Here is a 20,339-nt window from a genome sequence, read left to right as displayed (position 1 = left end):
ACAAACACCTCACTTCGTCAATTTCATCACGGCGTCGATAAAGGCTTCTCCTCGCAATTCAAAGCTGCCGTACTGGTCCCAACTTGCGCAAGATGGGGAGAGCAATACGACATCTCCTTTTTCTGCATGGGTCATCGCTCTTGCAACACCTTCTTCCATCGTCTCCATCGTTTCAACAATCGGAACTTTGCAATCTTCAGCAAATTGAGCGAAACGTCGCCTCGTTTCTCCGAACGTAATGACCGCTTTCACGTTGTCCATGTAAGGACGTAATTCCTCGAATGAATGGCCGCGCTCTAGCCCGCCTGCGATGAGTAAAATAGGCGCATTTTTAAACGATTGCAATGCGCTTTTCGTCGCGAGCGTGTTCGTCGCTTTCGAGTCGTTATAAAATTTAATCCCATTTTGTTCTAAGACGAACTGCATGCGATGTTTCACTCCGGTAAATGAACTCAGTACATCTTCTACCGTTTCTTTCGAACAATTCATAAGTAGCGCAGCGGCCGTTGCAGCGAGGACGTTTTCTAAATTGTGATCGCCCGGAATTTTAATGAGTGCTCTTTTTAAATAAGGCTCTCCGTTCCAATAAATCATCTCATCGTCCGCACTCATTCCGCGCTCTAAAATACGCTTGCGAGAAAATGGATACAATTGCGCTTCTGTCTGTTCCGCCACGCGAACGACTTCTTCTTGGTCGGCATTGTAAATTAAAAAATCGTCAGCCGTTTGATTTTTGAACAAGTTCGCTTTCGCTTCAATATATTGTTCTTTCGTTCCATGATAATCGAGATGCGCTTCATACAAGTTCGTCAATATCGCGATGCGTGGACGAAATTGGTCGATGCCCATTAGTTGGAATGAAGACAATTCTGTAATCATCGTCTGGTCTGCTTTCGCATGTTCTGCGACATCCGTTGCGACTGTGCCGATATTTCCCGCGATGAGCGGTTGCTTGCCATCGATGTTTAATAAGTGGTAAAGCAATGTCGTCGTCGTCGTTTTTCCGTTGGAACCAGTGATACCTACAATCGGAGCTTCGCTAATTAAATAGGCGAGTTCGACTTCCGTCCAAATCGGAATGTCGCGCTCAACCATCTTTTCGATGACGACATTCGTATACGGGATGCCTGGATTTTTGACGACGAGATCAAAGTTACCGTTTTGCACTTCTTCGGGATGACCACCACCGATCACTTCCACTCCTAAATTGCGGAGCGTCGTCGCGTGTTCATCCCCTTGTAGCTTTGCAAAGTCGTTCACCGTCACGATTGCGCCTAATTCATGAAGCATTTTCGCTGCGGAAAAACCGCTTTTCGCTAGTCCGAGAACGAGTACTTTTTTATTTTTTAAAGTTGTAATGTGCTTCATACGTATACCTCCAGTAGGACAGCAATTAGCGCACTGATGAATGACACGAACCAAAATGTCAAGACGACTCGCCACTCTGACCAACCTGATAATTCAAAATGATGATGTATCGGACTCATTTTGAATACGCGTTTTCCCGTCGTTTTGAAACTGATCACTTGAATGATGACGGATAAAGTTTCAATGACGTAAATGAGACCGATCAATAACAGTAACAATTCGATTTTCAACAGTATTGAAATTGTCGCAATTAAGCCACCTAGCGCAAGTGAGCCTGTATCCCCCATGAACACTTTCGCCGGCTTGCGATTGAAGTATAAAAAGCCGATCATCGCAGTTGCTGTAATGATTGAGACGAACGTCACACTGACCACATCCGCCGCATAAGCAATCCATGCAAAAGCGGTAAATGTGAAAAATGTCGTTCCGCCGACTAAACCGTCTAAACCGTCCGTTAAATTGATCGCATTTGAAAAACCGACGAGCCAGAAGACGAGAAAGACGACGTAAAATATACCGAGGTCAATCGTCCAAGAAGTGAACGGAATCGCGATTGCTGTATCGAAATATTCGGATTGTCGAAGTAAGAAGTAAGCAATCACCCCTACGACGATTTGCGCTATTAGTTTTTGTAAAGAAGTTAAACCTAAATTTCTTTTCATCACGACGATAATAAAATCATCTAAAAACCCGATGAGGCCATACCCGATAAATACGATGAGCATGATCCAAACTTCCGTTGACCAAACGTCATAGAGGAAGCTAAAAATTAATGTACTAATTGTTATCGAAGCAAAAAAAATCAAACCGCCCATCGTCGGTGTTCCTGCTTTTTGTTGGTGCGCTTTCGGACCTTCTTCTCGGATTGTTTGCCCGAATTTCATTTTGTGTAGTATCGGGATAATCGCATATCCGATTACGATCGTTAATGCGAGTGTCGCGATAACTATCGTCAAATTTTGTACAGTTGACATCGTCTTACTCCTTCTTACTCATCTTCTTGTAATTCTTGTTCCTCTTCTATTTCTTCTTGTGGAGGTGTTTCGTATTTTTGTTCAGGACGCTTTAATTGGATGACGACTGGATCATCTTTCGTCACGCGCGTTCCTTCTCCTAAGTTTTGTTCGGTCACATATCCTTCTCCCGCGATGCGAATATCTAAATTAGAAAGCGCTTTGTAGGAAAGAATCATTTTTTTCGACCAACCGTCGAAATTCGGAAGTGTACTGTCTCCCGCTGTTTTCAATAATACGAACGTATTCGGTGGCAGTTCCGTTCCTTCCGATGGATACTGTTCCGTCACTTCTCCACCTTCACCGATCACGATCGGTGTGAAGCCTGATTCTCTCAATTGTTGTACCGCTGTATCGGATGATTTTCCGACATAGTTTTCATTCGCTTTCACTTCGATTGGTGCGACTTCATTCGGAGCGACGTTCAGTGACTTTAAAGCACTTTCCATCACGTTCGTAAACACTTTCGCAACAGGAACTGACCCGTATTCTCCTGGCTTCGTAATCGGTTGTTGCACGCTGACGAACATAATTAATTCTGGGTCATCAATCGGCGCCATACCTAAGAAAGAGAATAAGTAGTTACTTCCGCCACTCATATAACCTGGACGATCCGGATGCGGAATTTCCGCTGTTCCCGTTTTTCCCCCTACGTCATACGTCGGCAAAGCATAACTTTGTCCCGTTCCGTGCGGTGCTGTCACAGTAGATGCTAACACGTCACGCACTTCTTTTGCCGTTTCTGCCGAAATGGGTGTGCCGACTTGATGCGGTTCATTTTTCGTGACGACTTCGCCCGTGTTCGGATCGGTAATCGTATCGATAATGTACGGTTGCATCATTTTACCGTCATTCGCAATGGCCGTCGCCGCTTGAATCATTTGTAGCGGTGTGACCGTGGACCCTTGACCGTAAGCGGTCGTCACACGTTCTGCTGGATAACGATCCAATATAATTCCAGGCGCTTCATTCGGTAAAGAGATTCCTACCGGCTTACCGAATCCGAAATCCTCTAAATATTCGATGAAGCGACGGTCACCGATACGTTCTAACAAGTAGGCCATCGATACGTTACTCGAACGCTGAAAGCCTTCTAAAAACGAAATCGTTCCCCAACCGTGCTTATTTACGTCATTGATCGTTTTATCATACACTTTGTACGATCCTGACTTGAAATAATCGTTCGGGCGCCACTTGCCTTCTTCAATCGCGGCAGCTAGTGTAAACATCTTCATCGTTGAACCTGGTTCAATCGTATTTTCAATCGCTTCATTCAACCAGCTATCGGTCAATCCTTCACGCGTTTCAGGGTCGAATGTCGGACGTTGTGACATCGCTAAAATTTCACCTGTTTTCGCATTCGCAATGACAGCGAGTGCTTTTTTCGGTTTGTATTGCATCATCATTTCATTCATCGCATCTTCCGTGAAGTTTTGAAGCGTGTTGTCGAGCGTCAATTTAATTTGTGCGCCCTTTTTCGCTGGTTCAACGATTCGATTCGTTCCTGCTAAGACGAAGCCCCAACGGTCCGATTGATAGTTGATAGATCCTGGCTGTCCACGTAGCACATCATTGTACACTTTTTCGATTCCCATTTTACCGGTCGTTTCGTATTTCTTGTCTTCTTCATTTAATTCCTTCGTTGCATAGCCGATTAAATGAGAGGCGAAAATACCATTCGGATAAAAGCGTTTCTTTTCTTCGATGAGTGAAACACCCGTCAGCTCTTCATCTTCGACTGCTTGGGCTAACTCTTCCGCTTCCTCAATTCCAATTTCACGACCTGCTTTTCCGAATTCAACTTGGTAGCGGGATTTACCTGCTGCCACTTCATCGATTCCTTTTTGGATAATGTCGTAAATTTTTTGTTCAGGCATGTCGATAAATTGAGCGAGTACACTAGCCGTCTTTTTAGCGTCGACGACATGGTAATTGATGCCTGACCTTTCAGTTGATGGGTCTGGCTTAACGACTGCGACGAGACGGTAGCTCAGCGTATCTGTTGCGATCAGTTGTTCATTGCGATCGACAATTTCGCCGCGCTCTCCTTGCAAAATGAATTCACGCGCATATTTCTCTTTCGCCATTTCCGTCAACTCTTGGCCTTTTGCATAACCTGTCATTTGAATAAATGTCACTCTGAAAAACAATATAAAAAAGAAGCCTACAAAGAATACTACTAGTAGAAAGGCTCCCCATTGGAATCGAAAATTTTTTTTCATCGTCCTGGCACGACCTTTACGTTACTCTCATTTAAATGTAAGCCACGTTCTTTCGCCTTTTGCCAAATGCGTTCATAAGATGATTTTTCGTTAATTTGAATTAACAATTGTCCGTTTTCTTTTTGGATATCGTTAATTGCGATCGACATCGAGTGCACTTCTCTATTGATCTCATTTAATTGTGCTTGATTGTGCAACAAGATTGTCCCGCAAAAAACAGTAAAGACAGAGTATAAGATAAATAAAATCTTCTCACCCTTGGATACGGCCTTTCTCTTTTTGTGAGACTTTTTCGAAGGGCCGGGGGTGGGGTCTGTATGCGGTTGTTCAATAATCTCTTCAATTTCATGTTGTTCGATGTATTGTTCGTATTGACGTAAACCCATTTATCTTCACTCCTTTACTATTTTTTCGATGACTCTCAACTTCGCTGAACGCGAACGATTGTTATTCTCAATCTCTTCTTCACTCGGGATAATCGGCTTGCGATTCACGAGTCGATACGATAATTTCATATCGTCCGGAATGACCGGTAAGTTCGGTGGTAAGTCTGGCAATGTCGTCACTTCTTTAAACATCGCTTTCGTCAAGCGATCTTCTAAAGAGTGGAATGTGATGACAGCGATGCGTCCTTCTTCATTTAACAATGTTAAGGCTTTCGCGATGGAACGTTCCGCAACCCCTAACTCATCATTTACCGCAATTCGCACAGCTTGAAACACTTTTTTTGCTGGATGTCCTCCCGTGCGTCGTGCACGTGCTGGAATTCCGAGCTTGATCAGTTCGACGAGTTCAAATGTCGTCTCGATCGGTGCTTCTTCTCGCGCTTGTTCAATTTTACGCGCAATTTGCTTCGCGAACTTCTCTTCTCCGTAACGGAAAAAAATACGGACGAGTTCTTCATACGTCCAGTCATTGATCACTTCACGTGCTGTGAGCGCTTGCGTTTGGTCCATTCGCATATCGAGTGGCGCGTCAAAGCGATAACTGAAACCGCGTTCTGGAACGTCAAACTGCGGACTCGAAACACCTAAGTCATACAATACTCCGTCCACTTTCGTTACACCACGCTTGGCAAGTTCTTCTTCAATCCATTCAAAATTTGAGTGGATGAATGTGACGTGTTCAGCATACGGCTGCAACTTCTCTTTCGCATGCTCGATCGCTGTTTCATCTTGGTCGAAACAATATAAGTGCCCCGCACCTGAAAGTTGGGCCGCAATCTTTTCGCTATGGCCTGCTCCACCCAACGTGCAATCGACATAAATGCCATTTTCTTTTACGTTTAGTTGTTCGACGGCTTCATTTAATAAAACCGTTACGTGTTCAAACAGGGAAACCGCCTCCTCTATTATTCAAAATCAAATAAATTTTCTGCAATATCGTTGAATGCATCTTCACTCATCGTAAAGTATTCATCCCAACGATCTTGTGACCATATTTCAATCCGATTGGAAACGCCGATGATGACGCATTCTTTTTCAAGTGCTGCATGCTGTCTCAACGTCGTCGGTATATTGATTCTGCCTTGTTTATCGATTTTCACTTCCGTTGCACCCGAAAAGAAAAATCGAGTGAATGCCCGCGCATCTTTCTTTGCGATGGATAGTTTTTTTAACTTCTCTTCAAATTGTATCCATTCTTGCGGCGGGTATCCAAATAGACAACCGTCCATACCTCTCGTCAATATAAAGCCGTCATTCAAATGTTCACGAAATTTTGCAGGGATAATAATTCGCCCTTTTAAATCGATCGTATGAACGTGTTCCCCCATGAACATATGAATCACCCCAATATACATATAATGTACCACATTCCCCCACTTTCCACCACAAATTATATGATATTATTTTAAAATAAATCGATAGTAACTCGTTTCATTGAAATACATTATTTCAATCGTTTTGAAACTTATTTTTTTCCTTTAATTAAGATAAATTTATATATTTTCAGAATAAAACTCCTCTCTTAAAAAAGAGAGGAGTTCATTTCATTTTTATTTTCTATTTATAATATGACGATTTTATGACAATCATTCCAAGAGTAGTAATTTTTTAACAATTTTTCAATCAAGTCTAATCCGTATTCGTTCACATAATAATACGGTGTATACATTCTTTCTTGCGGTGCTCCTTCCGGAAGAAGTTGTCTTTCCACCGTTCGAAGGCGACGAATCATCGTCTCTTCTTGCAAAGCGATTTCTCGGTCGTAAAACTGTTCGACATAGTCGAATTGTTTTTCGTGATATTGTTTATTTTTTTGTAACACTCGCTGTACACTCGGCGTCGGCGCTGTTTGTTGTAACTGTTGTAACGCTTGTTCTAAGTTGTTTTTCGCTTCGTGTAAAGCTGCGAGAAATTGTTCGTCTTTCGCTTTTTCCATATGACGTTCCATCAATAGATCGTAACGTTGATCGAGCGATTTTTCAACCGGTATGTCCAGTTGTTGAAGCGCATATTGTACATCTCGTGGCACGAGTGTAATCGAATGGCGTGGAATGAGTAAAGGCATCGCTACATCCACTGCTTGAAAAGCTTCTTTCAACGTCGCCCAATAAGCGAGTTCTCCTGGACCTGCTAAAAAAGCGAATGTCGGAAGCATCATTTGTTGCATGATTGGACGTGTTACGACGTCATTGCTGAAGCGTTCAGGGTGTTGTGTTATTTCTTCGATTATTTCTTCTTTTGACCAGCGAAGTTGAAGAGGTTCATATATGAACTGCTCGCCTTCTCGTTTCAATAAAAGACGCCCTGTATCGTGGACATAAAATAAATGCGCATTGTCCAATGTCGCTTGTAACGGCTTTTGACCCATCGCTTCTGCGTATTGTTGTTCTTTTTTAACGACTGACTCCGCAATCGCTTCATTACGTTCGACGAGTTGAATTAAAGCGTCGACTTGAATTTGTTTGAACGGTTCATACGCTGCATCGATGTAGAGTAAGCCTGCTTCATTAAATAATTCATTCATTAAATAGACGAAAAATGACGTGTAGTTATCCGTCGCATCGACCGCTTCGTGCAATTGGCGTAAAATTTCTTTCGTATACGTCGTTTCACGGAATGTACGAATCATTTGATCGACGTAGCTGTGCATCGTTTCACGGTCAAATTCTGTCTGAGTCGCCATCTTTTTTAAAGGAGAGCGTTCAGGATATACCGCTTTATGAAGCTGGCCATTTTTCTCCACGTACATATGATTAATCTCATCGATATCATGATCTTCTCCCGCTACCCAAAATAACGGGATGAACGGGCGACCGTAACGTTCCGTTTGCTCTTTCGCATACAAAATAACGGAAATCGCTTTATGGACAGAATAAAGAGGACCGGTTAAAAGACCAGCCTGCTGTCCACCGACGACGAATACCGCTTCTGGGTGAGTGATTTGTTCGAGATGATGCTCGATTCGTTCACTCGTCCGATATTGTTTCATAAATTGAGCAATCACTTTTTGAAGCGCTTCTCTATTGAAAGAAGTATCGTCAATCTTTTGTAAACGTTGACGTTCCCCTAAATCTGTTCGTTCATATTGAAAATAGTCCTTTTGAAAGTCAGCTGTTTCATACGCTTGTATGATCGCTTGCTTCGGTCTATTTAGTAACTCTATCACTTTCATCCATTCATTCTCCTCACATCATTACTTATCGAAAGTATATCAAAGGTCCGTTTCATATGGTAGCGAGCGGACTTATAACGAGTAACCTATTGCACGAGTTAGCATCGTCACGATCATTAGTGTGAAATAAAGTGCGACTCCATAAATAAAATAGATACGCCACAATTTACGCAATAACGGTCTCCATAAAAAGTCTGACTCTTTACGATATTCACGAATCGCATATAAAAGAGCAATGAATAAATAACTCGTTCCGAGAATGAGTAGGCTATATTCTTTCGTCCAAAGTACGAGCAATAAATAATTCGAAATAAATAATACGACAGTCGTCAAATCCGCACTCCAATGAAGCGCACGCTTTCCTTTTCTAAAAAGAAGGGCGAACACGATGAAAAATAAAATAAATGGAATGAGCGGAAACATTAAACTGACCGCTAAAATCGTCTGTATAATCAAGGATGACCGTCACCTTTCTTGCAAGCTAGTAAGCAGCTCATAAAGTATTTCAAGACGTGGTGTTGGAATAGCGTTGTTACGTCCTCGTTGTAATATAGGACGAACAATCGTATTTAACTCCGTCTTACGCCCTCGTTGTATATCGACGAACATCGATGAATCGTTCGTTGCCGTCCGTTCGCAAACGGTGCAAACTTGTTCAAAAGGAACGATTGCTTGCATATTCGGCAATACACTCATCAACTCCTCGTACACGTCACGCATCGCTCGTTTAGCAGACGGGCTTTCGACGAGATGCCCATTCGGTACACGAAGAAGTGCCGTCAACGGGTTAATGCAACTGTTGATGATCACTTTTTCTAACAATAACTGTTCGGGCTCAATCGTTTCTATTATGAATAAGTCTTCTAAACTTTGCAACACGTCTGATGGCTCGCCTTTTGCTAAGCGGAGACGCCCTTCTCCCGTATGAATTACTTCTGTTTCTCCTACCCGTTTCGCACCGTGTTCAACCGTTGCGAAAAAGCAGTTCGGCTCATCACGTAAAGCGTCGTAATGCGCGATACCGTTTTGAATAAACAGTTTCGGACCTTTCGGTAAGTCCGTTAAAAGTGGGACGAGGTCATCGTATTTCATCGCATATAAAAAAAGACCGTCGCGATTTTTCTGAAGCGCAGTCGTCACCGATACGTCGTACGTTCGCACTTCTCCTTCTTTGCGATACGTCATTCCCTCTTTCATCAGGCGCTCTTTTTGCTCTTCTCGGCGGACGACGAGTTGAACGTCCCATCCTCTTTCTATAAAGAGATGTGTAAATAGTAAACCGAGGGAACCCCCTCCGATAATCGTCACTTGTCGCATCAAATGCACTCCTTTCCTTTTCTACAGTCAAAATAACTTTTGAACGTAGAAAAGGAAAAAAGGATACAAAAAAATTGCTAAGAGCCATGGTCTCTTAGCAATTTTGGAGATACTATATCTCAAGTTTTAGCGACTAATTATTCGCCAACAACTTCTTTTCCTTTGTAGTGACCACATGATTTACATACGCGGTGTGATAATTTCATCTCACCACAGTTATCACATTCAGTCATACCTGGAACGCTCAATTTAATGTGCGTACGACGTTGGTTTTTAACTTTTTTAGAAGTTCTACGCTTTGGTACTGCCATGTTCGGGCACCTCCTTTAAATTAATCAAAATACAATCTATTCTTCGTCAGATTGCAACAATTTCGCAAGGGCAGCAAGTCTTGGATCGACTTTTTGCTCTTCTTCAACCGCTTCTTCTTGCTCTTCCGCCAACATATACGTCCAGCCTTTACCTTCTTTATACGTCAAGTCTTCCGCGCCTTCCGCATACACTTGTAGCGGAATCGAAACGATGATCAAATCTTCTAGTATCGATCGTACATCGACTGTATTTTGTTCTACAGGATGTATCGTCTCATCGCGTTGGAGAAGGTCTTCTTCCCAACTAAAGCGTTCAAACGTGTCGAGTGCGAACGACCACGCTGCATCTTCCCACGTGCGTGCACAAGGAACAGTCACTTCTCCTTCGATATGAAGTTGAAGATCGATGCAATCTTTCTCAATCTCAGCATAACCTGTTAGTCGAATCGGGCCGATTGCGCGAATCGAGTCATCTCGTTGAATGATTGATTTTAAATCAATCACTTGATCGAGTGGGACACGATCGCCTCGATGTTTTCGCAATTGATGAATGGACCATTTCATGCCTATCACCTCAAGACAACAATGTTGATTATATACCGCCAAAAGCATCATGTCAAGATAATTTCTTGTCACTCTTCCATTCTCATTCTATAATGAAAAGAAACTATTTTAACGTGAAAGGAGCGCTTATGCAAACTGTTGGAATTATTTCAGAATACAATCCATTTCATAACGGACATGACCATCAAGTTCAAGAAATTAAACGCTCGCTTCAACCGGATGCGATCGTTGCGGTAATGAGCGGTTCGTTTTTGCAAAGAGGAGAACCAGCCCTACTGGACAAGTGGACGAGAACAAAACTAGCGCTCGCGAGTGGCATCGATGTCGTCATCGAACTTCCTTTTCGCTTCGCTGTCAGTGCAGCGCATGAATTTGCTTATGGTGGCGTCGCGACACTCGCTCAAATAGGTGTCGATGCGATCAGCTTCGGAAGCGAAGACGGCAAGTCTACTTCTTTTCAGCAAGCTGCTGAAAAGTACGTCGTTGCAGAAGATGTCATTCAACGAAAGGCGAGAACTTTACTTGAAACAGGCATATCGTATCCGCGCGCTTTCAATGAAGCATTTCAACGAGCGGTCGATACCGAACTAGCAATCGCAGAACCGAATAACAGTTTAGGCTTCCATTATGCTGTCGCGAATGAAAAACTCGGACGACCACTAGACATTCATACCGTTTTGCGCAAACAAGCGCATTATCACGACCCTGCTCTCTATGATGCGATCGCTAGCGCCACTGCGATCCGCCGAGCGCTTTTCCAGAAAGAACAGGAAAATATTGAACGCGTCGTGCCAAAATCGACATTTGACACGTTACAACAGTATGAACAACATACGACTCTTTTCGGAAAATGGGACCATTTTTATCCTTTTTTACGCTTTTTACTGTTGCGTAACGCTCCTGAAAAGATCGGTTCTACCTTCCTCATGCGAGAAGGAATTGAACATCGGATGGTAGCAGCAGCGAGCGAATGTGATACGTTCGAATCGTTCATGCAGTTCGTGAAGACGAAACGGTTTACGTGGACAGCGATTCAACGCATGCTCGTCCATCTCCTCGTCGGTACACCGAGCGATCCAGCAGATACGATACAATATGCACGCGTGCTCGGATTTTCGGACATCGGACGCGAGTGGCTGAAAAGAAACAATCCGAAACGTTCCATTCCGCTCATTACAAATGTAAAACAAGTGAGCGATGAACAAATCGCTCTCGACTGTCGTGCAACGAGCTTGTATGCTCAAGTGATGAACAGCCCGAACCACTGTCGCTCGATTCATGTCGATTACGCTATGCCACCGGTGCGCCTTTAAGATGCTTTCGGTGGCAATTGTTCTAAATAGTCAAGCGCATCGTCAATCGTGCGTACCGGAACGATTTGCATCGGCGTTTTCAAACGCTCTGCCGTTTCGACAGCTACTTCATAGTTTGACCGTAAATCGGGATACTGTGCTTGCATCTCTTTCGATACGACATCGTCTGGCGCGAAGAAAATATCGATTTTTTGTTTATGTGCAGCAATGACTTTGAAATCGATGCCGCCGATTCTTCCGACAGAACCATCCTCTAAAATCTCTCCCGTCCCCGCCACGGAATAGCCTTTCGTCAAGTCATTATCTTGTAAATGATTCATAATTTCTAACGTGAACATTAAACCAGCCGACGGACCTCCGATGCTCGAACTTTCGAAGACGACATTCGGATTCGTCTCGACGATTTCGTTATCTTCATAACGAATACCGAGTCCGACTTTTCCAGGACGATTCGGCAATTCGGCTAATGTAATGTCTTTTTCAAATTGTTTACCATTGCGTTCAATGACTAACGTAATTTGATCTCCTTTTAACATCTTTTCGATATAAGGGTGAAATGTTTGCTTTTCGGTTAGCGGAAAATCGTTCACTTGAACGATCGTGTCGCCCGGGCGGATAATTCCTTCCGCGGCGCTCCCTTTCACCACTCCGATGACATAAATACCGTCGTACTTCACTTCATACTCTCGTTTCGCACGATTGAACGCGACAATTTTCGCTTTATTTTGCGAGTTGTACATTAATCTTTTTTGACGGATGGAGTATTCCTCATCGTCTTCTTCTTCCTGTTTAACAGAAGTGACGGGAAGCACGTCCATTTCTTTCGATAATTGGGCGTAAAGATACGTTAAAGGAGTCGCTTTCGCAATCGAAATCGTCATTAAATGAAAAAGCCCTTTCGGCTGAGGATGCGTCTCTTCGATTGTTACGAGTGGTTGCAATTCATAAGCGCCGCCTGGTTTCGAAATGTAATAATTTAAAGGGTAAAAAGCGAGGACGACTAAAATCGAAAACATAGCGATAAAACGGATGATGTGCTTTCTCACAGGAAGACTCCTTTCTAATAAAAATCATCGAAAGTGAGCGCTACGTTCTTGTTTGTTACGCTGGCACAAGATGGCTCGCTCTCCTTCGATGATGGTCCTTTAATTTTGGTTATATTTTTCGCGCAATGCGAGCTCCACATTGCGTGGAACGAGTGCAGAAATATCTCCACCATACTGTGACACTTCTTTAACGATGCTCGAACTTAAAAATGAATATTGACTTTTCGTCATGACGAAAAACGTTTCAATCTCATCATCAAGCACACGGTTCACAGATGTGATTTGCATTTCATATTCAAAGTCACTCACCGCTCGCAAGCCACGTACGATGACCGTTGCACCGATCCGATTAACGTAATCAATTAACAATCCCGCTGACGTCTCGACTTTCACATTCGGAAAATGGCTCGTCGCTTCACGGATGAGTTCGATTCGCTCTTCAGCGGTGAACAATCCTTTTTTCGCCGAGTTATGCATGACGACGACGCGCACATTTTCAAAAATTTTAGACGCTCGAGCGATGATGTCGAGATGACCATTCGTAATGGGATCGAAACTACCTGGAACTACTGCTATAGTTGACATGTTTTTCACTCCGTGTAAATAGAAATTGTACTCGCACCATATTTTTTCTCGCTCGAACGTTGGAATGTTCCGTAATGTTCAGGCAATGTGTACGAGCTCATATGTTCACATACGATAGTTGCATTATGACACATAATTTCCATTTCGACAAACTGTAAAATCAGGTCGTAGTATTCTGTTTTTTCGTACGGTGGGTCGAGGAATAAGTAATCGACGCACACTTGACGTCGCTGTAAGTAGTCGATGCTCTTTTCAGCACGACTCGGAACGATCGTTACGCGACTCGTCATTTTACTCTTTTCGACATTTTGACGAATCGTCGTTAAAGCACGGCGGTCGCTTTCAAAAATGTAGGCATGTTCCGCTCCGCGAGATAACGCCTCTAACGCGAGCGCCCCGCTTCCACCGAATAAATCGACGACGATGCCACCGTCGAAATAAGGGCCGATTCGATTGAATAAAGATTCTTTCACTTTATCTGATGTCGGGCGTGTCGTTTCGCCTTGCAATGTTTGCAATTTCATGCCGCGACACGTTCCTGCGATAATTCTCAACTTTTTGCACTTCCTTCTTCCTCATCTTCCACTGCTTCTTCGATGACCGCTCGTAATGAGCTCACTTGGATTTCATCTTCATGATGTTCAAAAATAAGTTTGAAAATACGCAATAGCGATTGCTCTTCAAAATAGTATTGACCGTTAATGAGCATGTATGGCGACTGTCTTAAATTGACACGCTTCTGTTGATACACATAAAAAGAATCAATCAATGAAAAACGGAATGTTTCGTCTTCGCTTTTCACATGGATCGATTGCTCATCCGACGTCACTTCATAATCGAATGCCGCAAGTAAAGGACGTAAAGGATAATACAATTGCCCTTTCATTTTAATCGGCTGCACACCTTCTAACACTTTCTCACCGTGCACTACTTCTTTCGGTTCGTAAAGCAATAAGTGCTCCGGTGTTTGGCCCGCTAACATTTCGCTAAAGTAGTTCACTTCGGAATGCGACGCAGAGCCGACTAATTGATCAAAACGCTCTGCCGTTAACGGTTCTTCTTGCGGTTCGCGCAAAGCATTTTCTAAACGAACGAGATCGTCCGCCGCTAATGTTTCCGTCAACTTACCATACGCTGCATTCGCTGGTGGAGTTCCGATTGGTTGTTCTAATAAAATGGACCCGACAAGCTCAGCAATTTTGCGTTCTTCTAAAGGAATGCCGTAAGCGGTTTGGACGCTTTTCGTAAAGAGTACGTTCGCGATATTTTCCTTTTCTGATTCTGGGAGCGCGACGTAGCGATTCGCTTCAATGTTGTGATTCCCTTGATGCAAAACGACTGTCATATGTTTCGACTTAAACTGTGTGAGCAATTCATCGATATGCTCTCCGAACTCTTCATCTGTCACCGCTCGATCGAATAGCGTGAATCGTTCACCACGGTGAGCGAGTGGTGTCACTTCTTGTTGCCAAAATAAATCGGTCACTTCTCCAACACCTGCGAATAAAAAGTAATGGAAGTCTTCAAGCTGATGCGTACCGATCTGCTCTAAACCTGTCACCCACATCCCGCCACTCGTCGTTTCATCTACGATATGTACCGTCGTGAGTTGCGGAGCAGCATTCGCAATTTTCGCAAATGGCTGTCCCACTTCAAAAACTCCTTGTACTGCTTCTGGCTTCGGTAATGTGTAACGATATGTTTGTTCAGTCGCTTCACCTGCGACAATTTTAGATAATTGTTCATCCGAACGTGTACATTGTGTTATTTCACTTTCAACACACGCGATATCGCTACTGCCTTTTGGCCATTCGATGTCATAATCGAGCGGCGCCAAATTTGTGAAATGATGCGTGACGATAAACTGCTTACCGTCATATTGTACTTCAATTTCTTGCGAGTACGTCAGCGCATTTTTATCATAGCCATCTGCTACTGCTGAATTGCTATAATGAACGTACAATAACGCTGCGTTAATAATGAGCAAAACGAAAAATATTCGACCCATCAATTTCAACGAACAAGCACCCCTTTCGATGTTGCTAATTTTCATGTTATGATAGAGCATAATTACGAAGTTTTTTATAGAAAGGAAACGACTGACGATGTTAATTAACGAACAATTTATTAAACTCGGTCACGGATATGGTGATATTTACGAGTTGTTTGAATTGATGAAAACGAATGAAAAACGCATTCATCACGCATTCTTATTATTGACAGAGCACGAAGGTAAAGCGGTATGCTCGTTCGCCGTCGCATTCAAACCAGCAGGTGGCAGTCAATTTATGCCGATCTACATTTGCTTAGAAGGCATCCCATATGATGTAGAGAACCCGTCGAAGCGCCTCACATTATTCGAACAAAACTGTGAAGCTTGTAATGTGACTCCGATTCAAGTTGCGATTAAACATTCTTCTCATTTTGAAGAGTATGAACTGTATTATCAGTACGTGACAGGCATTTTAAGAATGAATCATTTATTACCACCACTCCAATAGACCTAGTTACAGTCCGATTTTATAATCGTATTCTTTCGCCTTATCTGGTCGGACTGTTTCATATTCAGTATCGACGAACGGTCGGTATGACACTTCGACTTTTTTCACGAATGGTAATTTTTCAATTCGTTCTTTCACTCGCGCATTGTCATCGAGATCTGTATATAAATGTACATATTTCATCTTGCGAGATATGTAGTGAACATGACCGAATTTCCGTAACGATTTCGCATGTTTTAATTGTTTAATATAAACGATTAAACCTTGACGTTCAACCAATTAAATCCCCTCTCTTCTTACTCTTTACAATACCATAAAAACGAATTTTGTCGCAACTGCATTCGGCTGACAATTGATGACGATTCATTTACAATGGTACAATAAGTGCGAAGAGGATTGGCAATACGAGGAGGACCTTCCATGAAAAACAAAACGAAAGTGGCTATTACTTTAGGCGCAGTCGGTGCAGGTGTAGCTGCTTGGGCAGCATCGAAAGCGATTGTAAAACGCACACCGCGTGACACGAAAGCATTATTTCAAAATGACAAACTACCGATTGCTGTACGCTCACAGTTAAACACGTTGCAAAGCGATGAACAGTTCGCAACGACGGTATATGTCACGCAAGACGAACAACTCGTCGCTACGACAATTCCAGTAACAGAACCGCTTCCGCTCGGTGAAATTAAATACCGCACGGCGGAGCAATTAACTGCTGACTATCCACAATTCATCTTGCTGGATGAATTGCACGAACGATTGAATGACCGCATTTTATTCATTATGATTGGCGATGAGCCGAGCAGTTTTGAAGGGAGTTTAATCCCGTCGAAATTGTGGGAGTTCATCGAGAAGACGGATCGTTGCGACTCGGTAATTATTGCGAGCGAGTATGAAGAACAGCTCGACCGATTCAATTTATATGCGCAAAATGAAGTCGTCCTCGTCGCAACAGAAGACGAAGTGAAAAAAGCATATGCTGCGTATTCGAGCGCACTCGGACATTTATATCAACCGAATGCCGATATCGCCATCATTCGCTTAAAAGATAACTTATTGCGCGCACATCAACAACGTTTCATTCACTTTTTAAATCAGTTGAACGTTCAAGTGATGATCGAAGTGGACGACCAAGAAGTTGAAACAACACCATCGATTATCGGAACGATCTCATTTCATCATTAATTCATATAAAAAGACTGAATCGTGAACGTTCACGATTCAGTCTTTTTTACGATGCCGAACAACTGCAAGCGCCGCCTGACCCACAACCTGCTCCACAAGAGCTCGTTTCGAAAAATGGATTGCTGCTATCGACAGCGACATTATCAGATACCGCTTGGGCTAACGTATATCCGACGAGATCTAACATTTCTTGCAACTTCGTTTCTGCAAGACGATAATTCCCGATTTTTTCATTTAAATCGAGCGCCCGCTTCTGTTTGCGCACAGCTGTCATCACTTCACGATAATCCGGATGATATTTGCCGAAGCGTTGCACTTCCTCATAGCGCTCTTTCATGTTCAAAAACTGCTCTATATGTTGAACGAGCTGTTCATCTTCATAAACTGCTCGTTTCGCATTAAAGTATCGTTGTGCGAGGTCAGACTGTACAATTTGGGCTGCGAGCACGTCGCTAGCTTCCAAAATATCGAGCCATTCTTCCGTCATATTGTACTCCCCCTAGTTCATCTCTTCATATTCCGCTGGATTTGGCGTTTTGTAAATGTATTCGAGCACGTAATAATTGCCGTAAACGCTCGCTCCTATATGCGTATACTGATCCGAGAGCATCACTTTGCGATGTTCTGGAGAATTTAAAAACCCGTGCATCACTTCAATCGCATCTCCAGATGAGAACGCTGTATTTTCTCCTGCCTTCTCATGTTTAATGTTAAATTGTTTTAACCGATTTGGCAAACTGTCCGCTTTCTCTTCTGTCAATGCACTGAGCACAAACTGCTCGCTCATCCGTCTCGCAAATACAGTCAAACTGTAATCCGTCTCTAGTTTTTTACGCGCATGGGATAGACGCAGCCAATTGGACAAATCGACGAGTTGTCTTTCTGCCGCTCGGTACACATCACTCGACTGTTCACTCGAAACAGGTGGTCGTGGGGATACCGTTCCTTCATAATATAAATCGTACGGCTGATGTAACAGCAATGTCGCATCATCGATAAAACGAATCGCTTCAATTTTTTCTTCTTCCACATCGAAATAAATTTGCATATTTAATTGTTGAAAAGCGAGCAATAGCCGCTCTTGAATATCTTCTTGTGTCAAAGTGAAAATATATTGATTATCTTTGTGCTGAAAAGCGACTTCCGTATTTAAAATCGCCGTGCTTAAAACGTGCTCAAGCGATTCATCAATGCTGTACGGCTCCGTATTTAACTGTTCATTCATCGTATAAATTTGATTGATCGTCCCGTCGTCATTGACACCGACCATCGTGCGCATTTTCGGGTAGACGTACCAGTTGTACGCATATAAAGAAGGTTCAATGCGAGCAGGCTCTCCGTACTTCTCAATCCATTCTTCAATCGGATGGGATACGTACGTCGACAAACCAATTTTCGGACGTTCTAACAACTCCTCATACTGTTCAAACTGATGAGAAATAGACGGACCAATCGGAGTCGGTTGTTGAGCTTCCTTATTTAATATTTCACTTTCTTTCATTTGACCATTGATCGTTTCCATAACGACGATAATGATGACGATAAATAAAAAAGGGAACACAAACTTTCTCCACATATCGGCGCCTCCTCTCATTCTATCTATAGTATAATCGACTTTATTGCCAATTTGTGAACAGTCTCTTAAAAAGTTTAGAAATGCGTTGCAACTATTGAGGTTTTGTTCTATGATTAATAAGTATAAGCGAACGATTGCGCCATTTATAAAGGAGGACTTATTAATGTATATTGAAAATACAGGGCTTGAGTCACTCGTAGTAGATTTACGTCTATTAAAAGAAATTATGCACAAGCATGACCTTTTCGTTGATGGACAGTGGGACTACGAGCGTATTACATTTGACAAAAAGTATGTCATCAAAGAAGGTACATACTACTTACGTGTATTCGGATACACTGAAGATGGAGACATCGGATCTGGTCAAGCAGAAATCACGCTTAAAAAACCAGCACTCGGCAAACACTACTACCCATTCGGCGTAGAGTATGGCGAAGATGAAGTGTTCCCTGAAAACCTCGTAAAAGATTGCGAAAAAACGTTACAACAAGTATTAGAAGATTTAAAACCTTACGTACAAGCGTAATTCGTTTAAAGAGACATCACTTTTTGAGTGGGTCTCTTTTTCTTTTGTTAACAGTATTCAAATGAAAGAGACTTCGCTATAATGTTATAGAAGATACCAGTTACGGAGGGGTTCAAGTTGTCGAAAATTTTAACAAAGCGAAATGTGTTCATCACACTTTCGGTCATCGCCATCGCTATTAGTTTATATTTTATCGTCCCTGTTTCAATTCCGATCATTTTAGCTTTACTTATGGCGATGCTCATTGAACCACTCGTTCGATTCGTTGAAACACGCATTAAAATATCACGAAAAGTTTCGGTCATTTCCGTCTACATTTTCGTCATCTCTATTATCATTTTAGCGATTTACTTCACGGTGACGAGTTTAATTGCGCGGATCGTCAATTTCGTCAAAGATGCTCCCGCTCATATTAACTCCCTCATCCTCGCTTGGAACGAAACACAGGACCGTTTTTTCAAGTTCTCAGCAGGTATGCCTGATGAATTCGTCAAAGCGATTCAAGTGGAGCTGAACAACTTTATTATTTCATTGCGCGACTCGTTAATCAACTTATTAAGTTACGATAAATTGACCGCAATCGCGGCAGAAATTCCGAATTTTCTCGTTAGCTTAATCGTTTTTATGATCGCTCTCTTTTTATTCATGTTGGAATTACCACAATTAAAAGAAATGGCATTCCGTCATTTAAAAGACGAAACGTCTCAAAAAGTGCGTTACATGACAGCGCGACTGAATAAAGTCGTCATCGGCTTCATGAAAGCACAATTGCTCGTCAGTTTAATTATTTTAGCAGTCTCTTTCATTGGCTTGCTCATCATCGTTCCGGAATACGCCGTCGTCATGTCACTCGTCATTTGGATCATCGACGTCATTCCGATTCTCGGGTCGATCATCGTCTTAGCACCGTGGTCCATTTACGCATTCCTTACAGGCGATGCGGCTCTCGGTACACAACTCGCGATTTTAGCGATCATTTTACTCGTCATCCGTCGTACGGTTGAACCGAAAGTGATGGGGTCCCAAATTGGGCTCTCGCCACTCCCGACATTGATCGCGATGTTTATCGGACTGAAACTATTCGGCTTCCTCGGTTTCTTCATCGGACCGTTCGTCGTCATTTTATTTACGACAGCACGCGAAGCAGGTATCATCCGAACGAACTTCAAAATTTAAAACCTTTGCCTTTTTAAG

23 protein-coding genes are annotated in these 20,339 nt (G+C 42.7%); 5 read left to right on the top strand and 18 right to left on the bottom strand.

Going from position 1 to position 20,339, the window contains the following annotated elements; translation table 11 throughout:
• Nucleotides 1-9 precede the first annotated feature (9 nt).
• The 11 genes from murD to ACFQ0V_RS05570 all read right to left on the bottom strand — a co-directional run bounded on the left by murD (nucleotide 10) and on the right by ACFQ0V_RS05570 (nucleotide 10,413).
• Nucleotides 10-1,368 (bottom strand): UDP-N-acetylmuramoyl-L-alanine--D-glutamate ligase, encoded by a 1,359-nt coding sequence (murD, locus tag ACFQ0V_RS05620; protein WP_381010763.1) that lies wholly within the window; start codon nucleotides 1,366-1,368, stop codon nucleotides 10-12.
• Nucleotides 1,365-2,342 (bottom strand): phospho-N-acetylmuramoyl-pentapeptide-transferase, encoded by a 978-nt coding sequence (mraY, locus tag ACFQ0V_RS05615; protein WP_381010760.1) that lies wholly within the window; start codon nucleotides 2,340-2,342, stop codon nucleotides 1,365-1,367. The genes murD and mraY overlap by 4 nt, the downstream gene beginning before the upstream one ends.
• 14 nt (nucleotides 2,343-2,356) lie before the next feature.
• A complete protein-coding gene (locus tag ACFQ0V_RS05610) occupies nucleotides 2,357-4,504 on the bottom strand; it encodes a penicillin-binding transpeptidase domain-containing protein (protein ID WP_381010757.1) in 2,148 nt (715 codons plus the stop codon).
• A gap of 95 nt (nucleotides 4,505-4,599) precedes the next feature.
• Nucleotides 4,600-4,989: a cell division protein FtsL gene (ftsL, locus tag ACFQ0V_RS05605; RefSeq protein ID WP_381010754.1), complete on the bottom strand. Its 390-nt coding sequence runs from the start codon at nucleotides 4,987-4,989 to the stop codon at nucleotides 4,600-4,602.
• A 6-nt stretch (nucleotides 4,990-4,995) separates the two neighbouring features.
• Entirely contained in the window at nucleotides 4,996-5,937 is a 942-nt protein-coding gene (gene rsmH / locus ACFQ0V_RS05600; protein WP_381011861.1) for a 16S rRNA (cytosine(1402)-N(4))-methyltransferase RsmH, read from the bottom strand.
• A gap of 17 nt (nucleotides 5,938-5,954) precedes the next feature.
• Nucleotides 5,955-6,383, bottom strand: coding sequence for a division/cell wall cluster transcriptional repressor MraZ (gene mraZ, locus ACFQ0V_RS05595; RefSeq protein WP_381010751.1), 429 nt, complete (start codon nucleotides 6,381-6,383; stop codon nucleotides 5,955-5,957).
• Between the two features lie 227 nt (nucleotides 6,384-6,610).
• Nucleotides 6,611-8,221, bottom strand: a complete 1,611-nt coding sequence (gene bshC, locus ACFQ0V_RS05590; RefSeq protein WP_381010748.1) for a bacillithiol biosynthesis cysteine-adding enzyme BshC — start codon at nucleotides 8,219-8,221, stop codon at nucleotides 6,611-6,613.
• A 72-nt stretch (nucleotides 8,222-8,293) separates the two neighbouring features.
• Entirely contained in the window at nucleotides 8,294-8,677 is a 384-nt protein-coding gene (locus tag ACFQ0V_RS05585) for a DUF3397 family protein (protein ID WP_381010746.1), read from the bottom strand.
• Nucleotides 8,678-8,686: 9 nt separating this feature from the next.
• The gene (locus tag ACFQ0V_RS05580) at nucleotides 8,687-9,538 is read right to left on the bottom strand and encodes a ketopantoate reductase family protein (protein WP_381010743.1); all 852 of its coding nucleotides are present in this window, start codon (nucleotides 9,536-9,538) and stop codon (nucleotides 8,687-8,689) included.
• Between the two features lie 137 nt (nucleotides 9,539-9,675).
• Nucleotides 9,676-9,849, bottom strand: coding sequence for a 50S ribosomal protein L32 (rpmF, locus tag ACFQ0V_RS05575; protein ID WP_194561331.1), 174 nt, complete (start codon nucleotides 9,847-9,849; stop codon nucleotides 9,676-9,678).
• A gap of 36 nt (nucleotides 9,850-9,885) precedes the next feature.
• Complete coding sequence (locus tag ACFQ0V_RS05570) at nucleotides 9,886-10,413, bottom strand: YceD family protein (RefSeq protein WP_381010740.1); 528 nt, start codon at nucleotides 10,411-10,413, stop codon at nucleotides 9,886-9,888.
• 128 nt (nucleotides 10,414-10,541) lie between these two features.
• Between ACFQ0V_RS05570 and ACFQ0V_RS05565 the strand changes: the two genes are divergently transcribed.
• Entirely contained in the window at nucleotides 10,542-11,726 is a 1,185-nt protein-coding gene (locus tag ACFQ0V_RS05565; RefSeq protein WP_381010738.1) for a nucleotidyltransferase, read from the top strand.
• On the opposite strand, the gene ACFQ0V_RS05560 is transcribed toward ACFQ0V_RS05565, so the two are convergent.
• From ACFQ0V_RS05560 to ACFQ0V_RS05545, 4 genes are all read right to left on the bottom strand, one after another.
• Nucleotides 11,723-12,772 (bottom strand): SepM family pheromone-processing serine protease, encoded by a 1,050-nt coding sequence (locus ACFQ0V_RS05560; RefSeq protein ID WP_381010735.1) that lies wholly within the window; start codon nucleotides 12,770-12,772, stop codon nucleotides 11,723-11,725. The genes ACFQ0V_RS05565 and ACFQ0V_RS05560 overlap by 4 nt on opposite strands.
• A 99-nt stretch (nucleotides 12,773-12,871) precedes the next feature.
• Nucleotides 12,872-13,357 carry a pantetheine-phosphate adenylyltransferase gene (gene coaD / locus ACFQ0V_RS05555; protein ID WP_381010732.1) on the bottom strand — a complete coding sequence of 162 codons (486 nt, stop codon included), beginning with the start codon at nucleotides 13,355-13,357 and terminating at the stop codon, nucleotides 12,872-12,874.
• A 5-nt stretch (nucleotides 13,358-13,362) separates the two neighbouring features.
• Nucleotides 13,363-13,911, bottom strand: coding sequence for a 16S rRNA (guanine(966)-N(2))-methyltransferase RsmD (rsmD, locus tag ACFQ0V_RS05550; protein ID WP_381010729.1), 549 nt, complete (start codon nucleotides 13,909-13,911; stop codon nucleotides 13,363-13,365).
• Entirely contained in the window at nucleotides 13,908-15,365 is a 1,458-nt protein-coding gene (locus tag ACFQ0V_RS05545) for a stalk domain-containing protein (protein ID WP_381011858.1), read from the bottom strand. The genes rsmD and ACFQ0V_RS05545 overlap by 4 nt, the downstream gene beginning before the upstream one ends.
• 97 nt (nucleotides 15,366-15,462) lie before the next feature.
• On the opposite strand from ACFQ0V_RS05545, the gene ACFQ0V_RS05540 reads away from it, so the two are divergent.
• Entirely contained in the window at nucleotides 15,463-15,858 is a 396-nt protein-coding gene (locus ACFQ0V_RS05540; RefSeq protein ID WP_381010726.1) for a DUF7147 family protein, read from the top strand.
• Between the two features lie 6 nt (nucleotides 15,859-15,864).
• Here ACFQ0V_RS05540 and ACFQ0V_RS05535 read toward each other — a convergent pair whose 3' ends face one another.
• Entirely contained in the window at nucleotides 15,865-16,137 is a 273-nt protein-coding gene (locus ACFQ0V_RS05535) for a YlbG family protein (RefSeq protein WP_381010724.1), read from the bottom strand.
• A 141-nt stretch (nucleotides 16,138-16,278) separates the two neighbouring features.
• On the opposite strand from ACFQ0V_RS05535, the gene ACFQ0V_RS05530 reads away from it, so the two are divergent.
• On the top strand, nucleotides 16,279-17,043 hold the full coding sequence (locus ACFQ0V_RS05530) for a hypothetical protein (protein WP_381010721.1): 765 nt from the start codon (nucleotides 16,279-16,281) through the stop codon (nucleotides 17,041-17,043).
• Between the two features lie 46 nt (nucleotides 17,044-17,089).
• Here the strand turns inward: ACFQ0V_RS05530 and ACFQ0V_RS05525 are convergent, their stop codons facing one another.
• Together ACFQ0V_RS05525 and ACFQ0V_RS05520 are read right to left on the bottom strand one after the other, a co-directional pair.
• Nucleotides 17,090-17,530 (bottom strand): YlbF family regulator, encoded by a 441-nt coding sequence (locus tag ACFQ0V_RS05525; RefSeq protein ID WP_381010718.1) that lies wholly within the window; start codon nucleotides 17,528-17,530, stop codon nucleotides 17,090-17,092.
• A gap of 12 nt (nucleotides 17,531-17,542) precedes the next feature.
• Nucleotides 17,543-18,619: a CAP domain-containing protein gene (locus ACFQ0V_RS05520; RefSeq protein WP_381010716.1), complete on the bottom strand. Its 1,077-nt coding sequence runs from the start codon at nucleotides 18,617-18,619 to the stop codon at nucleotides 17,543-17,545.
• Nucleotides 18,620-18,782: 163 nt separating this feature from the next.
• On the opposite strand from ACFQ0V_RS05520, the gene ACFQ0V_RS05515 reads away from it, so the two are divergent.
• Together ACFQ0V_RS05515 and ytvI are read left to right on the top strand one after the other, a co-directional pair.
• Nucleotides 18,783-19,145 (top strand): YugN family protein, encoded by a 363-nt coding sequence (locus ACFQ0V_RS05515; protein WP_381010714.1) that lies wholly within the window; start codon nucleotides 18,783-18,785, stop codon nucleotides 19,143-19,145.
• Between the two features lie 117 nt (nucleotides 19,146-19,262).
• Nucleotides 19,263-20,321 carry a sporulation integral membrane protein YtvI gene (gene ytvI / locus ACFQ0V_RS05510; protein WP_381010712.1) on the top strand — a complete coding sequence of 353 codons (1,059 nt, stop codon included), beginning with the start codon at nucleotides 19,263-19,265 and terminating at the stop codon, nucleotides 20,319-20,321.
• Nucleotides 20,322-20,339 lie beyond the last annotated feature (18 nt).

Source organism: Savagea faecisuis (assembly GCF_042675605.1).
Classification (GTDB): domain Bacteria; phylum Bacillota; class Bacilli; order Bacillales_A; family Planococcaceae; genus Savagea; species Savagea faecisuis.
The sequence above is the reverse complement of the archived record's forward strand: the minus strand, read 5'-3'. Positions and strand labels throughout refer to the sequence as shown.

Excerpts from the sequence above, each read along its gene's own strand:
- murD (WP_381010763.1), bottom strand. The coding sequence starts at position 1,368 with ATGAAGCACATTACAACTTTAAAAAATAAAAAAGTACTCGTTCTCGGA.
- mraY (WP_381010760.1), bottom strand. The coding sequence starts at position 2,342 with ATGTCAACTGTACAAAATTTGACGATAGTTATCGCGACACTCGCATTA.
- ACFQ0V_RS05610 (WP_381010757.1), bottom strand. The coding sequence starts at position 4,504 with ATGACAGGTTATGCAAAAGGCCAAGAGTTGACGGAAATGGCGAAAGAG.
- ftsL (WP_381010754.1), bottom strand. The coding sequence starts at position 4,989 with ATGGGTTTACGTCAATACGAACAATACATCGAACAACATGAAATTGAA.
- mraZ (WP_381010751.1), bottom strand. The coding sequence starts at position 6,383 with ATGTTCATGGGGGAACACGTTCATACGATCGATTTAAAAGGGCGAATT.
- bshC (WP_381010748.1), bottom strand. The coding sequence starts at position 8,221 with ATGAAAGTGATAGAGTTACTAAATAGACCGAAGCAAGCGATCATACAA.
- ACFQ0V_RS05580 (WP_381010743.1), bottom strand. The coding sequence starts at position 9,538 with ATGCGACAAGTGACGATTATCGGAGGGGGTTCCCTCGGTTTACTATTT.
- rpmF (WP_194561331.1), bottom strand. The coding sequence starts at position 9,849 with ATGGCAGTACCAAAGCGTAGAACTTCTAAAAAAGTTAAAAACCAACGT.
- ACFQ0V_RS05570 (WP_381010740.1), bottom strand. The coding sequence starts at position 10,413 with ATGAAATGGTCCATTCATCAATTGCGAAAACATCGAGGCGATCGTGTC.
- ACFQ0V_RS05565 (WP_381010738.1), top strand. The coding sequence starts at position 10,542 with ATGCAAACTGTTGGAATTATTTCAGAATACAATCCATTTCATAACGGA.
- coaD (WP_381010732.1), bottom strand. The coding sequence starts at position 13,357 with ATGTCAACTATAGCAGTAGTTCCAGGTAGTTTCGATCCCATTACGAAT.
- ACFQ0V_RS05545 (WP_381011858.1), bottom strand. The coding sequence starts at position 15,365 with ATGGGTCGAATATTTTTCGTTTTGCTCATTATTAACGCAGCGTTATTG.
- ACFQ0V_RS05540 (WP_381010726.1), top strand. The coding sequence starts at position 15,463 with ATGTTAATTAACGAACAATTTATTAAACTCGGTCACGGATATGGTGAT.
- ACFQ0V_RS05530 (WP_381010721.1), top strand. The coding sequence starts at position 16,279 with ATGAAAAACAAAACGAAAGTGGCTATTACTTTAGGCGCAGTCGGTGCA.
- ACFQ0V_RS05525 (WP_381010718.1), bottom strand. The coding sequence starts at position 17,530 with ATGACGGAAGAATGGCTCGATATTTTGGAAGCTAGCGACGTGCTCGCA.
- ACFQ0V_RS05520 (WP_381010716.1), bottom strand. The coding sequence starts at position 18,619 with ATGTGGAGAAAGTTTGTGTTCCCTTTTTTATTTATCGTCATCATTATC.
- ACFQ0V_RS05515 (WP_381010714.1), top strand. The coding sequence starts at position 18,783 with ATGTATATTGAAAATACAGGGCTTGAGTCACTCGTAGTAGATTTACGT.